Below are 14,521 nucleotides of genomic sequence, written 5' to 3'. Positions count from 1 at the left end.
TTGGACAACCTTGGCATAATAGCCGGCACGGGAAATCTTCCTCTGCACGTGGCGGACGAAGCTGCAGGTCGCGGGTACAACGTTGTTGCCATAGCGTTCCCCGGTTTTACGGACCCGGCCATTGCCCATCTGGTCAAAGAGATTTTCTGGCTGAAGCTGGGGCAACTGGAGAAGGCGATCTCCATTCTGAAATCCCGGCAAGTCAGCCGCGTTGTTATGGCCGGAAAGATAGAGAAAAGCAATCTTCTGCGGCCGTGGAACCTGCGTTTTGACCGACGGGCCCTGCGGGTGGTTCGCGCTATGTCGGATTGGCGGGACGACACTATTTTGGCGGCAATAGCCGACGAGTTCAAAAAAGATGGGATAGAGATCGAAGAGATCACCTCATGGGCCTCCAAGCTCATGGCGCCGCTGGGTGTAATGACCAAGCGCGTTCCGACCGAAAAGCAGTGGAAGGACATTTTGTTCGGCAGAAAAATGGCCCTCGGAATAGGGAACTTGGATATAGGACAGACCGTCGTGGTCAAGAACTCGGCCGTGCTGGTGGTGGAGGCGATCGAGGGAACGGACAGAGCCATCCGCAGGGCCGGTGAACTCAATATCCCTAACGGGATAGTGGTCAAGATGGCCAAGCCCGATCAGGACATGCGTTTCGATGTCCCCGGCGTAGGGCCGTCTACCATTGACAGCATGACCGTGGCCAAGGCCAAAGTGCTGGCAGTGGAGGCGGGCCGTACCATGATCACGGAATACGGCGAAATGGTAAGAAGAGCGGACAAGGCCAAGATTTCGATGGTCGGAATTTCCGCACAAGGCGACCCGGATCTAACCGCCTTGAGTTCGCGGCGTTGAACGAGGCAAGCCTGATTCATGTACGTTTATAAGAGGCTCCTGACATATCTCAAGCCCTACATGTCACGGCTTATAATAGCCGGCTTCTGCATGATCGGTGTCGCTTGCCTAACCGCGTCCCTAGCGTTTCTGGTGAAACCCGCTTTCGACGATATATTCTTCGAAAAAGACCGGACGATGCTGCTCCTGATTCCCCTGTCGGTGGCCCTTGTTTACATGCTCAAGGGCGTCTGCGATTTCGGGCAGTACTATCTGATGGCTTACATCGGGCAGAGCGTTATCAAAGATATTCGAGAGCAGATGTTCTCCAAACTGGAAGAAATGTCCGTAGCATATTTTGTTCGACATTCCACCGGTGAGCTGCTTTCCAGGATGAATAACGACGTAGCCCTGGTGCAAGGGGCAATGACCAGCGCTATCACGGGGATAGTGCGCGACGCGGTTACGGTGGTGGCACTGGTATTCGTTGTGTTTTACAGGGATTTTTGGCTGGCTCTGATGGCGATGGTTGTTTTTCCTCTCGCGGTTTATCCGCTGCTAAATTTCGGAAAAAAGCTCAAGCGCTATTCCACGCGAATGCTCATATCCCTGGAAGACATAACCGAGCGATTGAGCGAGACCATCACCGGCATCAGGATAGTCAAAGCCTTCGGGATGGAAGACTATGAGCGTGCACGGTTCCGAAAAGTCAATCAGCAGCTCTTCAACTCATTCATGCGAAGATTCAAAGTGAGGGCCTTGTCGAATCCGGTGATGGAGACGCTGGGCGGCCTCGGAGTTTCCGCCATCTTTTTTTACGGCGGGCTTCAGGTGATCAACGGGACCTCCACACCAGGCACCTTCTTCTCCTTTATAGCCGCTCTCTTCATGCTTTACGAGCCCATAAAAAGGATCAATGAGGCAAACATGACGATTCAGGAGGGGGTAGCGGCCGGAGAGCGGATATTTGAATTACTGGACACCTCGCCTGACGTGATTGACGGGCCGGACGCTCAGCGGCTCGAAAGTGTACGAGAGGAGATCCTCTATGACCGGGTGATCTTCGCGTACGACAGCGAGCCGATTCTGCAGGATGTAACGCTCAGGATCAAAGTGGGGGAAGCAGTTGCCGTAGTTGGAGAGAGCGGAGTTGGGAAAAGTACGCTGTTGGACCTTCTACCGCGCTTTTATGACGTAACCTCCGGCCGCGTGCTGATTGATGGCAAGGACGTGCGTGACCTGACACAACGTTCGCTCCGGGACAACATCGGCATTGTCACTCAGCAGACCATCCTCTTCGATGACACGGTGCGCAACAATATCGCCTACGGCCGGCCGGACCTCTCGTTGGACAGGGTCGTGGAGGCCGCAAAGGCGGCTCACGCGCATGATTTCATCATGGGTCTCCCTCAAGGGTACGACAGCCCTATCGGTGAGGATGGAATCAAGCTCTCCGGCGGAGAGCGCCAGCGAATAGCAATAGCAAGAGCACTACTGAAGGACCCTCCTATCCTCATCCTGGATGAGGCCACATCCAATCTTGACTCCGATTCTGAGAAAGCGGTCCAGCAGGCTCTTGAAGAGCTTATGAAGGGCAGGACCACGCTGGTCGTGGCACACAGACTTTCTACAATCCGCAATGTAGACCGCGTCTATGTTCTTGTGAACGGACATGTAGCGGAAGAGGGAAGCCACGACGAACTCTTGGCCAGAAACGGAGAATTTGCAAGAATATATAACCTCCAGTTCGCAGTCGACGATTCCTCCCGTGAGGATACTCCCGCGGTCTCCGCAGTCCCTATTTAGAATGAGCGCCGCTTCATTACCGCTGAAGACTCTGCTGTCCATTCCCGCTGCGGGGTACCATGCGGTGCAGAAGGTGCGGGAAACCGCGTACCGCTGGGGATTGCTCGCGGCCAAAAAGGCGCCGGTCCGCATCGTGTCGGTGGGCAATCTTGTCCTTGGCGGCAGCGGGAAAACCCCTTTCGTGATTTACCTCGCGGACCTGCTCCAAACGCAAGGTTGGAAGCCTGCCGTGGTAAGTCGCGGCTACAAGGGTGCCAATCGGCTGCCCTATCTTGTGGTCGGAGACGGATCCAACCATGAGCCTGTGGTGGCTCCGTCTGTGTGCGGAGATGAGCCGTTTCTCATTGCGCATCGCCTTCCCCATGTGCCGGTGATAATAGGGCGCAGGAGGATAGATCCTGTCTTAGCGGCTGTGGAACTGTTCGACTGCGACATCATCGTTCTTGATGATGGGTTTCAGCATCTCCCGCTGCACAGGGATGTAGACGTAGTGCTGCTGACCGGTGCGGAAGATAGAATGTTTCCTCTCGGTTATTTGAGAGAGCCACTCTCCGCGCTCCGGCGGGCTCAGATGATAGTGTTGGTCGGCAGCGAAGCTGCGGTCCCTGCACCGGCCTTGCCCTACGTTCGAGGGCTGCCGGTGTTCACGAGTCAAGTTGCCCCCACAGCTCTTTTAATGGGAGACGGTTCCGGTAGCGCTGTCTCGCCGGATCTCTTGGCGGGTCAAGAGGTGATTCTGGCATCAGCGATAGCTCGTCCGGAGAGGTTTCGCACAACCGCGGAGAAGCTGGGCTGGAAGGTGATAGATCACTTGATCTTCAAGGATCATCATAGTTTCTCAGATAATGAACTCAGAGACATCCTTAGCCGAGCGGCCACCGCTGCAGTCGTCTTCACCGAGAAGGACTGGGTTAAACTCCCCGCTTGGTTCAAGGCGAACCCGCGGGTCGGGACCCTGCGAATAGACATGACGGTGGAACAAGAGGAAGAGTTCCGGGCAGTTCTGCAACGTTTCATGACCGCGAAACCGGTATCACCATGAACCCGGACGGCAAGCGAATACTTGTGATCAAGCCCAGCTCCCTGGGAGACGTGGTGCACACATTGCCTCTGGTGCACGCGATCAAACGCAATTATCCGTCGTGCCACATTGGATGGGTGATCCAAAATGGGTTCCGCGGAATCATAGAATACGACCCTGCGGTGGATGAAGTGATCCCGATATCTATCCCTTCCACCAGCGACCCTCAGGCTTCACGTGGAGCGTTCGTGCGAGCCGCGGCAGCCACTTTTCGGGCGCTCAGACAACTCAGGGGGAGGTTCAAAGCACGGCCGTACGATCTGGTATTGGATCTTCATGCGAGCTTCAGGAGCGGCTTGCTGGGACTGGCCAATCCCAACGGCTTCAGAGTCGGCTTTCATGACGCCAAAGAGCTGAACACAAGGTTTCAGAACCACCTCATACACACCGATAAGGCGCTTCCCCACGCTGTGGACAAGAACCTCGCCTTTGCCGCGTACTTGGGCTGCACGGTCTGCCCTGATGATTTCAGGGTGATTGTAAACCCCGCGGCTCGGGACAAAGTCCGCGCTTTCCTGAAGGAGCAAGGAGTAGAGTCGTCTGATCGCCTGGTTTACGCAAGCCCTGCCGCCCGATGGGCAACCAAGTTCTGGACCGTACATGGTTGGGCCGAATTGGCCGACTCCTTAATCGACCGGAAGAGCGCGCGGGTTGTCTTTGCGGGAAGCCCTCAAGACTCGGCCTACATAGAGACGATCGTGGAGCGCATGAAGTCTCCGGCCATTGTCGCAGCGGGAAAACTGTCTTTGGCCGAGGCTGTGGCGCTTATTGAAGCCGCGGACGTTTACGTGGGGGTGGATTCGGGACCCATGCACATTTCGGCCTTCGTCGGCACACCGGTTGTGGCCCTGTTCGGTCCGACCGATCCAGATAAGGTGGGTCCTTATGGTACCGGGCACCGCGTGGTCCAGGTACCGGGCCTGGATTGCCTTGGATGCCGGAAGCGGTCCTGCGCAAACAGGAGATGTTTAGAGGATTTGAAGCCTCAGGCTGTTTTTGACGAAACCGTCACATTGTTGGGGTGGTGAGACAATTCTTGCTTATGGACAAAGTACACCTTTGACGCCTCCGGGGTGATATTGCTTGGCTATTCGGCAGTGTATATTTTTATGATGACACTATACTTGGAGGTGACCGAACATGGTGATGGTTTATGAGACCTTGTTTCTGGCTGTGGCCGCGCTGATAGCCCCTCTGTTTGGCAAACACGCAGGCTATGAACTACATCGGAAACCCTTTGAGCTGGTAGGAGCATCGGGCCTTTTCTTCATGCTGACAGCAGCCTTCGGTGTGCTGCCGCTTGAGGGATTTGGCCTGGCGGCAGTTTGGCACTTTGCCAGCGTAGTATCCTATTTCATTGGATGGCTCGGTTTATTGGTGGGAGCGGTTTGGGAACTGGTGGACGTGCTCAGGACCCGCGAAGCCCATGAACACGTATAAAATCGAGACGCGTAAACAAGAAAACCCCTCTGAGCCTTCCTCAGAGGGGTTTTGTATTCTATCCGGACCTACATTCAGAAGGCTGAGAGGTCCATGGCGCCCAAGGCAGCGTGAAATCGCTTTTTCGTCATCTGCCTTGATTGGGCCCGGCGGGCACAGGCACGATTCTCTGTTGTGGCCCGGGATGATTGACCGGCCTGGGACCGCCTAAGTTCGGGCCTACAGGCTGATTGACGGGCTTCAATGAAGATCCCAATTGAGCCTGATTACCGCGGACAGGTGGCGGCAAAACCGCCCCCGGAGAGCCAACCGGTCCAGTGGGAGGCCCTTTCCGAGCCATTCGACGCGGAGGAGGCACCGGCATGCTGGGGAAAGCGCAGTCGCCGCCGTAGCAGGGCTTCGGAGGGTTTGGCGACTCGTATCGCGGCATGTAGTCCGCGGGAGAGCAGAAATTGCCAAGGCAGCTATTGTCCGGCGGGAAATAATACGGAGCAAAATAGGCCCAGGGACCGAATCGTTCCTCCGCACAAGCACCGGTTTGGAATCCTAAGAGGAACGCTATCATGACAAGCAATACTAGAGCTGACTTGAATATTATCATATGAGGGGCCTCCGAATAGATCCAGGGATCATGTTGGATATATTATATCAATTAGATCGCACGGTTGTCAATATATATAGATGTAATACTCTAGGGGTTCAGTTGCAGGTGAGGGAGGACCTTCATTTTTCGACTCCGCTGAAGAGCCGAGGAAGCCATGTGTGAGTAAACGTGGTAAGCCTGCCTTTCCGCGGAACGTGAGATCGCACTTCTCTCAATGACAGAGAAACAACCATTCCACCTGGTAGCTGAATGGTCCCTAATATACGAAAGGGATGAATCTCCACGTTCGCCGGCTGTACTGTTCGTACCCCGGGTAATGCCGGCCCAGCAGGCGTTCTTCCTTCACCGCTTTGATCACGTAGAGAATTATCACGCCAAGCCACAAGGGAAGAGCGAAGAGGCTTCCGAAATAGAGAATGTAGCCGCCCACGGCCATTATGGTCGCAGTGTACATCGGATGGCGTACCTTGGAATACACACCGGTGGTCACCAGCGTTCCACTTCTCCTGGGGGCTGCAAAAACCCTGAAATTTCTGCCAAGCGCGCGAAAACTCAGGTATCCCAGCAGCAGTCCTCCAAATCCAAGGAGCCCGCCGGCGATCTCCCTAAAAGGCGAATCCGATGGTGGAGACAACGAGTATTCGATGGGCGCGACGATGAGGGCAAGCACGGCCAGGGTCACATACCCGATGGATATTCCCTTGAAATCCGCGCCTCGCCGGTTCGGATCACGGTGGGCGCGAGTGAGGCCGAATTTGCCCTCGGTTTTTTGTCCCCGTTCGAGAAGTATCAGGTAAAGGATTCCCCAGTTGAGATTGTACACGGTCTTGAAGCCCAGCTTCTTCATCATGACGGCAACAGCCGGGGAGCGGTGGCCCGAAAAACAAGCGACAAGCACAGGACGGTCTCGCGGGACATCTTTGGCCGCGTCGATTACTCCCGCGCCCCAAGGAAAATTCTCGGCTCCTTGGAGTCGATTCCAGTGGAATTCTGCTTTTGTGCGAACGTCTACCACCCACGTATCTTCGGGAAGGGTGTTCAGGCGCCACGGAGATATGGGTTTGGCGCCGGCGGCCAGGGTGATCAATTCACCCCCCAGAATGAGGTTCATTACGGAAAAACCTGTCCCCATCCTGGCACCATTTTGACCATTGGCAAGTTCTTCATGCCGGATGCGTCTGACGACCAGCCATGTGTGCGCCACATAGAAAACGGAAAGTAGACCCCAGACGGCCAGTCCCGCGGAACTTCCTGTGATTATGCACAAGGCGAGGAGGCCCAGGACAATTGACGTAGTCAAAGGATGCAGTAGATGTGTGCCGTGAACTCTCGAAAAGAGATGCCCATCGGTGGATATGGAGGGGATAAAGACAAAATAAGACGCGAGGCTGAAAAGGGAAGGAACGAGAAGAAACCCGGCCGGTAAAGCCAGCGCCAGTACCAGGACGGTTTCGAATGTGCCCAGGTCCCTCGGTGAGAATCCCGTTTCAAAGCCCACAACGACGGCTACCGCTGCCGCCGCGATGTAGCACAGCCAAATGGGCAGGGGGCTTTCCTCCAACCATTCCCATCTTCGAGAAGAAGAGCTTGTCGTCTTGGATTCTATTTTGTCGGCCCTCCCATTCCCAATTAGTATGTCGCGTGCACAATAAATCTTACTAAAATACTAAGAAAAGCCAAGCGCTTTTCCGAACTAATAGCGGGGCAAGCACCTTACAGGTGTTAAAATAAGCAGCGTGTAACTAGCTGTCGGCCCCGGAGGGGCCTTGTGATAGTAGCCCGGCAATTCGGAGACTGTCTCATAATTATGACCCGGGCGGTCGTTTGGGTAGGGGCGGTTCGTGAACCGCCCGAAATCAGGGCGCTTCTCGAAGCGCCCCTACTCTGAATTCCGTCCATTTCAGGGTTTTGAGACATTTTCGTCATTGCCGGGTGAGCTGTGAACTAGAAACCTTTCTCGCGTCCCGGAGGGACGCCTGAAAAAAGAATCCTAGCATTCCCGCTTCTTGCGTCCCTCCGGGACGCGGGAGACTGTCTTGTGTCGCTTACCGGGCGATAAATCACCCGGCTACTATCAAAGTGTCCCTGCGGGACGCCAGGTTCATGGCAAGCGGCGAACCTTACTTTACGGCCTATGGGCAATCACCCCGTTACCCTATCCATCCCATAATGATGAAAACAAACCACCAGATAAGCATGGAAGCGGCAGCTATTCCAACCATGTCCAGGCCCTTCCTCTTGCCCACCAATAGCAGGATGAAGCCTGTTAGCAATCCCGAAGGAGCCAGCAGAGTGACCAACAGCCAGTCCAAAGGCGTAAAAGGAATCTTTTGGCTGGGCGGGTGTAGCTCCTGGTTGACGGTTTTACGGCAGCCGGGACAAGTGATGGCTTCATGCCCGGTAAAGGCCCCGCAAAAGGGACAATAAAGGCCGCGCACGGATGTTGTCCTCGGGGCCGCGGCTTCATCCACCGGCGGGGCGTCAGCCGAGGCCGGAGTAATGTCTACCGGGATCTGACTCTTTTCAGGGATGGTCAACTGTGTGCCGCATCCAAGGCATCTTCCCGCCAATCCCGCTTGATCGTCGGGGACCTCGAAGGAGGCTCCGCAGTCACAATGAAAACGAATACTCATACGTATTCAGCTCCGCGTATCTATTCCGATGAGAATAACAAGATCATGCAACCCTTGCAAGGACGTTGAATAATGTGATAATGTTAGCAATTCCGGGATCGCTTAGGTTTCCGAAAAGATTCCCGCCAAAGTGCGAGCAGGTAATCCGCTGATTCGAGTCCCTTTCTGAGCGATTCGAGTTCGCTTTCAAGCAACGAAGAAGGTTGGTGGCGGTTCCGGCGGGTCTCCGAAGGTGAGCCGGCTACGCGGTCGGAGCGGCGTTTGTGGCGGAGGAGATCGGCCCGAGGCCTCTTTGCCACGCTTGTAGAATATTCATCCAGGGCAAGCGGACTCTTATCGGCAAACGTCCGGCCGTAGTAAGTTCGGACTGACTTGCACAAGAAGTCTACGGGCATAATCTTTATTTTGTACGAAAGATGTCAAAGCTGAAAAATCGGACCGACCGACTCAGTCCGGAGGTATCATGACGGGTGCTGAACTGCGAGAAAAATTTCTGGAATACTTCGAGGAGAGGAGCCATGTCCGACTGCCTAGCTCGTCGCTAATACCGTCCGGGGATGCCACTCTACTTTTCACCAATGCTGGAATGGTCCAGTTCAAGAGTATTTTTACCGGTGAAGAGAAGCGGCCTTTCAACCGGGCAGTGACCGCTCAGAAGTGTCTCAGAGTTAGCGGGAAGCACAACGATCTGGAAAATGTGGGACATACTGCCAGGCACCACACTTTTTTTGAAATGCTGGGGAATTTCTCTTTTGGGGACTATTTCAAGAAAGATGCAATTGCATTCGGCTGGGAGTTTCTGACCGAGGTCGTAGGACTCCCCAAAGAACAGCTTCACGTGACAGTTTACCGGGACGACGATGAAGCCCTGGAACTCTGGCGCAAAGTCCTCGGTCCCAACGCCAACCCGATCGGAAAACTGGGAGAAAAAGACAATTTCTGGAGCATGGGTGACACAGGCCCTTGCGGCCCATGTTCAGAAATACATATCGACCTCGGCGAAGAGGTCGGGTGCGGCAGACCGGACTGCGCGCCCGGATGTGATTGTGACCGCTTTCTGGAACTGTGGAATCTGGTATTTATGCAGTTTGAAAGAGACTCGTCCGGCAAAATGACTGCTCTGCCCAAGCCATCCATCGATACCGGCCTGGGGCTCGAACGACTCGCCGCTGTGGTGCAAGGTGTGAAGAGCAACTGGGAGTCGGACCTGTTCCGGCCGATAATCCTGCGGATAGAGGAACTGTCCGGCAAGGAGTGCAAAGGTCGCGATTTGGATTCCATCGCCATCAGGGTGATCGCGGACCATAGCAGGGCAGCGGCGTTTCTCATCTCTGACGGTGTGTTGCCTTCCAACGAAGGTCGCGGATATGTGCTGCGCCGTATTCTGAGAAGAGCCATTCGTTACGGCAAATTCATAGGGTTGAATGAGCCCTTTCTTTATGACACCTCTCGAGTGGTGGTGGAGAACATGTCCTCCGCCTACCCTGAGCTGGAAACCCATGCGGTGCTGGTGGAAAAGGTGATTCGAAACGAAGAGGAACGTTTCCTCGAAACCCTGGCAAGGGGTTTGATTCTGTTCGAGGAGGAGGCCAAACGTGTTCGTGGCAGAGGGGAAAAGGTCCTCCCCGGCGACGTTGCATTTCGCCTTTACGACACATACGGCTTTCCGCCGGACCTTACAACGGATCTGGCCAGAGAAGCAGGACTTGTCGTCGACAATGCCGGATTTGATGCCGCAATGGCCGGGCAACGAGCCAAGGCCCGCCAGTCGTGGGACGGCATGAAGGGCGAAAACGGCGGACATCTGCGCGGACTGGTTGACCAGGGGATCGCAACTGAGTTCACCGGTTATGAAACCCTTGACGATACAGGCATCATTAAGGTCATTTTAAAGGACGGCGAGCAAGTCCTCGATGCAAATCCCGGCGAACGAGTGGAAGTCATTACCGACAGAACACCCTTTTATGGAGAATCGGGAGGACAGGTTGGAGATCGTGGAATCATAGGTCACAACGGAGACCAAATCCTGGTCGAAGACACTCAGAAGCCTATTCCCACCCTGATCGTCCATCGAGGGCTGGTCAAAGCCGGCAGCTTTAGAGTGGGCGACAAGGTAAACTTGAAGGTGGATGAGCCGGATCGGCGTTCCATCATGTCCAACCATTCAGCCACTCATCTCCTGCAATGGGCTCTCAGAGAGGTTCTGGGAGACCACGTGAAGCAGAGCGGCTCGCTGGTCGAAGCGCAAAGACTGCGATTCGACTTCACGCATTTCTCGTCCATTTCGCCGGAGGAATTGGCTCGAGTGGAAGATCTTGTGAACCGGAAGATACAAGAGAATGTTCAGGTTCAAGCTACAACCATGTCAATGACTGAGGCCACAGGGGAGGGCGCGATCGCACTTTTTGGCGAAAAATACGGGGACACTGTTCGCATGGTTTCTATGGGCGACTTCAGCAAGGAACTGTGTGGAGGCACGCATACTCGCAGAACCGGTGATATAGGCCTCTTCAAGATCACGAGTGAAGGTGGAATCGCGGCTGGTGTGCGTCGTATCGAAGCGGTTACGGGTAGAGGCTCTCTGGATTACGTTCGTTCCCTGGAGAATGAACTGGGTGAGCTTGCGGAACATCTTCGAGGCTCTCGCGGGGAGCTTGTCAGGAGGCTCGACAAGTTAATTGAAGAGAAGAAAGCCAAGGAACGCGAGGTGGAGGTTCTCAAGGCCAAGCTGGCCGCGGGTGTAACTAGGGACATCCTGGAAGGCGTTCGGGAAGTAGGCGGCGTCAAAGTACTGGCTCAAGTAGTCGAAGACGTGTCCAACCCGAAAGACCTCCGAGAATACGCGGATCGTGTCAAGGATAGGCTCGGTTCGGGAGTGGCGCTGCTGGGGGCCGAGGCCGACGGCAAGGCTCTCCTGATAGCTCTTGTGACCAAAGACCTCACGAAAAGGTTCAATGCAGGCGAGATCGCGAAGAAGGCTGCTATTGTTTTGGGCGGTTCAGGAGGCGGAAGGCGGGACATGGCCCAGGCCGGCGGCCCCAACGTTGCCGCGCTTGGCGATGCCTTGAAGACTATCGACGAATTCGTCACACCCTGATCGAGATTGAATAACGCCTCTGATTCTAATGGTGGATCCGGCACAAAACCTGGGCATCGGCCAGGTCCTGGTAGGATACGGTGAACGAAGCGAACCGCATCGCTCCGGAACCGAAGGGGAATCCCGCGTCCCGCGGGACGGTTCCCCTTGGTTACAGCATTATGGTTTCTCACATTTATCGTTCCGCCCGTTGATCCCGCCCAGTAATTGCATGGGGTTTCGCCTTTTACACGAGTTCTGTGACATAGTTTACGAAGCTGCAATCGAATAGACAGAATTCCCTCTTCTTTTCCACCGATCCACGCTGTGTTCTGCTGCCCCTGCGAGGTTTCATATGAGCCTCCCGAATTGGTTATCAATGGTCGTTTCAGCGCCTTTTCCAGGGGTTTTTGAAGGTACGGCACCAACGTCCCGCGTGGTAAACGTTTTGTCCGGTTGTTCGAGTAAGCCCAGCTTCAGTTCATCCTGGTCTTGTCCGTTGGACAAGGATTCGTATCACTCAATGGAAAGCGCATTGGTGAAAAATAGACCAGATGCTAAACGCCTGATAGATCGATCTGGAACATGCCCCGGCCGTGGGTTGCACACACGAGCGTCTCATTCATCCAGAAAAGCTCATAAACCGGACAGTTCGTAGGTCCCTCGTTCGTGGGAGACCAACTCGCCCCACCGTCTTCGCTGGTGAACACCCCAACCTCTGTGCCCAGATAGAGGAAATCTCTCTGCCTCGGATGGATCGCGAGCGTTCGCACGGGGGCTGCCGGCAATGCATTGCCTAGGCCTGTCCAAGTGCTGCCCCCATCAGTCGTCTTCCAGAGATTTGTGTTCTCGTAGCCGCCGAACATGACGTACACTACCTGATGATCGCTCGGATCGATTACAATCCGAGTGCAGAAGCGATTGGGCAGCTTGGCGACCGAACCATCGTCGTCAACCAACTGCCAGGATGGAGAACTATTAGTCCCGTTCGCGGTTTTGTACAATGCCCCGCCTAGGTATCCAACCCAAATAAGGTCCGGATTGCCCTGCGCAACTGCTATGGCACTTATGAACTGTCCGGTGCCCCCCTTAATGGAGGTCCATGAGGGGCCTGTCGAATTGGTGTTGGGAGTTCTGGGATCATTTGTTCGCCAGAGCGACAGCCCTCCGGCTAGAATACACTCAGGGTTGTTCGGATCCATTATGAAGGGGGAAATGAACAATGCGTTTTCGCTTTTCGCATCTGGAATAGTGAACGGTAATGGCTTCCAATCCCAGTATCCAATAGCGGTGTTCCAGAACACGCCGCAGATCTGGTTGTTCAGCCAATCGTCATCGTTTGCAGCGCCGTTTGAATTTCGGAAAAGCGTCAACTTCACATATTCGCCGTAGAAGTATCGGCCGTCCGATGGATCGGATGCTACAAATCCTCCGTCACCTCCAAATATGTTTGCCCATTTCGAGGCGCCCTGACCTGGGAGATAGCTGACGGTACCATTGTCCTGCGAGCCACCGACGATGGTGCCGGTGGTTGAGTTTCCCGCGCCTCCGTAGAACTGGGTGACACCATAGTTGTTCACGAGTTTGACCCAACCGAGAAGCCGTTCCTCATCCGATCCAACCGTGGTCACGTCAGCTGTCTTATAGATTCCTCCATCGTTCCCAAAGAAGACAGTTTTATTGGTTGCGCCGTCAAAGTGGGGATGAGACACTATGGCGTGGTGGTCGGCGTGAGCGGACGCGGCCTCATCCCACTTGCTGACCCTGCGCAGCGTATTGCCTCCATCGGTACTCCTCCACAGGTCTATACCTCCCACGATGACGTGATCGGAGTTGGTGGGATCGCCGGCCCATATCACGTTGTCATACCAACCCTGTTTTCCAAGAAATTTCGCGATGCTGCCCTCAACGCTCAGACCCTGCATCTGCTTATAGGTCTTGCCCCCATCAGTTGAGCGCCATATCTCCCCAGACTGGCCCTGGACAGAAGCATACACGATCGAAGGATTTTTGACGGAATAAGCAAGCTCCACTCTCCCGCTCCACACTCCGTTGGCGGCCGCTTGATGCCAGTTCACGCCTCCATCGTCCGACCAGTAACCTATCCCGTTTCTAAGGCCGCCTGCGACAGCACGGCGGCTTTCGGTAGGACTGAATTTCACATCGGCAATCTCGGCGACGAGGGTCCTCGTCCAGCCACTCCGGTCTCTGTCCGCACTCCTCCAGATGCCAGTATTGGTCGCTGCCAGCATCACGGAACCATCACTTGCGCAGGCGAGGCGATTGATGTAGTAAAAATCCGGCGTAACGGTCGAGCCAATTTGAGACCAATGAATTCCGTCTTGAGTCCTAAAGATCCCCGCGCCTCGAATAGCGTCCACGTTTGGGAATCCTTCACCGGTCCCTGCGTAAATGATATCCGGATTAGTGGGCTCCATGACCATGCAGCAGACGGCCAAGTTGGCCATAAAATCGTCCACAGGTGCCCACGATGCCCCGCCGTTGGAGCTGAACCACACCCCTCCTCCGACGCTTCCTATCCAAATGCTGTCAGGCCGTGCGGGATGTATCACTATGGAACGAGTTCGTCCACCCACGTTCCCGGGGCCGATGGATACCCAATTTGCCGCACCCGGCGCAATCCCCGCTCCAAGTGGCAGGAAAGGAGGCGCCAAGCTCTTTGCATCAATCGCCGGGCCGCTGGGGACCCCCGCGACCTGTGGTGCTCGTGCCCGTAGGCGCATGCTATCGAGCTGTCTAAGGGCATTCTGCTGGGCGTTCGGCGGAATCTCACCGCGATCGTTGACCAGTTGTAGACGTTGATATGCCACGCGCTGCCGCGGGCGGTCCGGGGCCTCCAGCTTACGAATGGCCTTGAGCAAAGCTTTCTCGGAGAGTTTACTGATATCCGCGTTGGTGAGTCCGAGTGCATTCTGCATGACTTCCAGCTGCCCTCTGGAAACACCCCTGGCCAAGGCGGCTTCTTCGTTGGTGCTGTCATAAATCATGTCCCTAACTCCTCTCTTTTGAGATGGCCATGTTCAAAACAA

The 14,521-nt window shown here is 55.0% G+C and carries 9 protein-coding genes; 6 read left to right on the top strand and 3 right to left on the bottom strand.

Annotated features, from left to right (window positions below):
* From lpxI to HY913_13160, 5 genes are all read left to right on the top strand, one after another.
* Positions 1–852, top strand: a complete 852-nt coding sequence (gene lpxI, locus HY913_13180; protein ID MBI4964225.1) for a UDP-2,3-diacylglucosamine diphosphatase LpxI — start codon at positions 1–3, stop codon at positions 850–852.
* 18 nt (positions 853–870) lie between these two features.
* The gene (locus tag HY913_13175) at positions 871–2,637 is read left to right on the top strand and encodes an ABC transporter ATP-binding protein (protein MBI4964224.1); all 1,767 of its coding nucleotides are present in this window, start codon (positions 871–873) and stop codon (positions 2,635–2,637) included.
* Between the two features lies 1 nt (position 2,638).
* Positions 2,639–3,679: a tetraacyldisaccharide 4'-kinase gene (gene lpxK / locus HY913_13170; GenBank protein MBI4964223.1), complete on the top strand. Its 1,041-nt coding sequence runs from the start codon at positions 2,639–2,641 to the stop codon at positions 3,677–3,679.
* Complete coding sequence (locus HY913_13165; protein ID MBI4964222.1) at positions 3,676–4,746, top strand: glycosyltransferase family 9 protein; 1,071 nt, start codon at positions 3,676–3,678, stop codon at positions 4,744–4,746. The genes lpxK and HY913_13165 overlap by 4 nt, the downstream gene beginning before the upstream one ends.
* 112 nt (positions 4,747–4,858) lie before the next feature.
* On the top strand, positions 4,859–5,158 hold the full coding sequence (locus HY913_13160; GenBank protein MBI4964221.1) for a hypothetical protein: 300 nt from the start codon (positions 4,859–4,861) through the stop codon (positions 5,156–5,158).
* A gap of 860 nt (positions 5,159–6,018) precedes the next feature.
* Here the strand turns inward: HY913_13160 and HY913_13155 are convergent.
* The gene (locus HY913_13155) at positions 6,019–7,323 is read right to left on the bottom strand and encodes a hypothetical protein (GenBank protein ID MBI4964220.1); all 1,305 of its coding nucleotides are present in this window, start codon (positions 7,321–7,323) and stop codon (positions 6,019–6,021) included.
* A 589-nt stretch (positions 7,324–7,912) separates the two neighbouring features.
* Positions 7,913–8,395 carry a hypothetical protein gene (locus tag HY913_13150; GenBank protein MBI4964219.1) on the bottom strand — a complete coding sequence of 161 codons (483 nt, stop codon included), beginning with the start codon at positions 8,393–8,395 and terminating at the stop codon, positions 7,913–7,915.
* Positions 8,396–8,858: 463 nt separating this feature from the next.
* Between HY913_13150 and alaS the strand changes: the two genes are divergently transcribed.
* Positions 8,859–11,492 carry an alanine--tRNA ligase gene (gene alaS / locus HY913_13145; GenBank protein ID MBI4964218.1) on the top strand — a complete coding sequence of 878 codons (2,634 nt, stop codon included), beginning with the start codon at positions 8,859–8,861 and terminating at the stop codon, positions 11,490–11,492.
* A 536-nt stretch (positions 11,493–12,028) separates the two neighbouring features.
* Here alaS and HY913_13140 read toward each other — a convergent pair.
* Entirely contained in the window at positions 12,029–14,479 is a 2,451-nt protein-coding gene (locus HY913_13140; GenBank protein MBI4964217.1) for a hypothetical protein, read from the bottom strand.
* Between the last annotated feature and the right edge of the window lie 42 nt (positions 14,480–14,521).

Origin of the sequence: Desulfomonile tiedjei (assembly GCA_016212925.1) — a bacterium.
In the GTDB taxonomy this organism is placed as follows: domain Bacteria; phylum Desulfobacterota; class Desulfomonilia; order Desulfomonilales; family Desulfomonilaceae; genus JACRDF01.
The sequence above is the reverse complement of the archived record's forward strand: the minus strand, read 5'-3'. Positions and strand labels throughout refer to the sequence as shown.

Bases quoted from the DNA above. Each gene is read 5' to 3' on its own strand.
- HY913_13175 (MBI4964224.1), top strand. From the start codon at position 871: ATGTACGTTTATAAGAGGCTCCTGACATATCTCAAGCCCTACATGTCA.
- lpxK (MBI4964223.1), top strand. From the start codon at position 2,639: ATGAGCGCCGCTTCATTACCGCTGAAGACTCTGCTGTCCATTCCCGCT.
- HY913_13165 (MBI4964222.1), top strand. From the start codon at position 3,676: ATGAACCCGGACGGCAAGCGAATACTTGTGATCAAGCCCAGCTCCCTG.
- HY913_13160 (MBI4964221.1), top strand. From the start codon at position 4,859: ATGGTGATGGTTTATGAGACCTTGTTTCTGGCTGTGGCCGCGCTGATA.
- HY913_13150 (MBI4964219.1), bottom strand. From the start codon at position 8,395: ATGAGTATTCGTTTTCATTGTGACTGCGGAGCCTCCTTCGAGGTCCCC.
- alaS (MBI4964218.1), top strand. From the start codon at position 8,859: ATGACGGGTGCTGAACTGCGAGAAAAATTTCTGGAATACTTCGAGGAG.
- HY913_13140 (MBI4964217.1), bottom strand. From the start codon at position 14,479: ATGATTTATGACAGCACCAACGAAGAAGCCGCCTTGGCCAGGGGTGTT.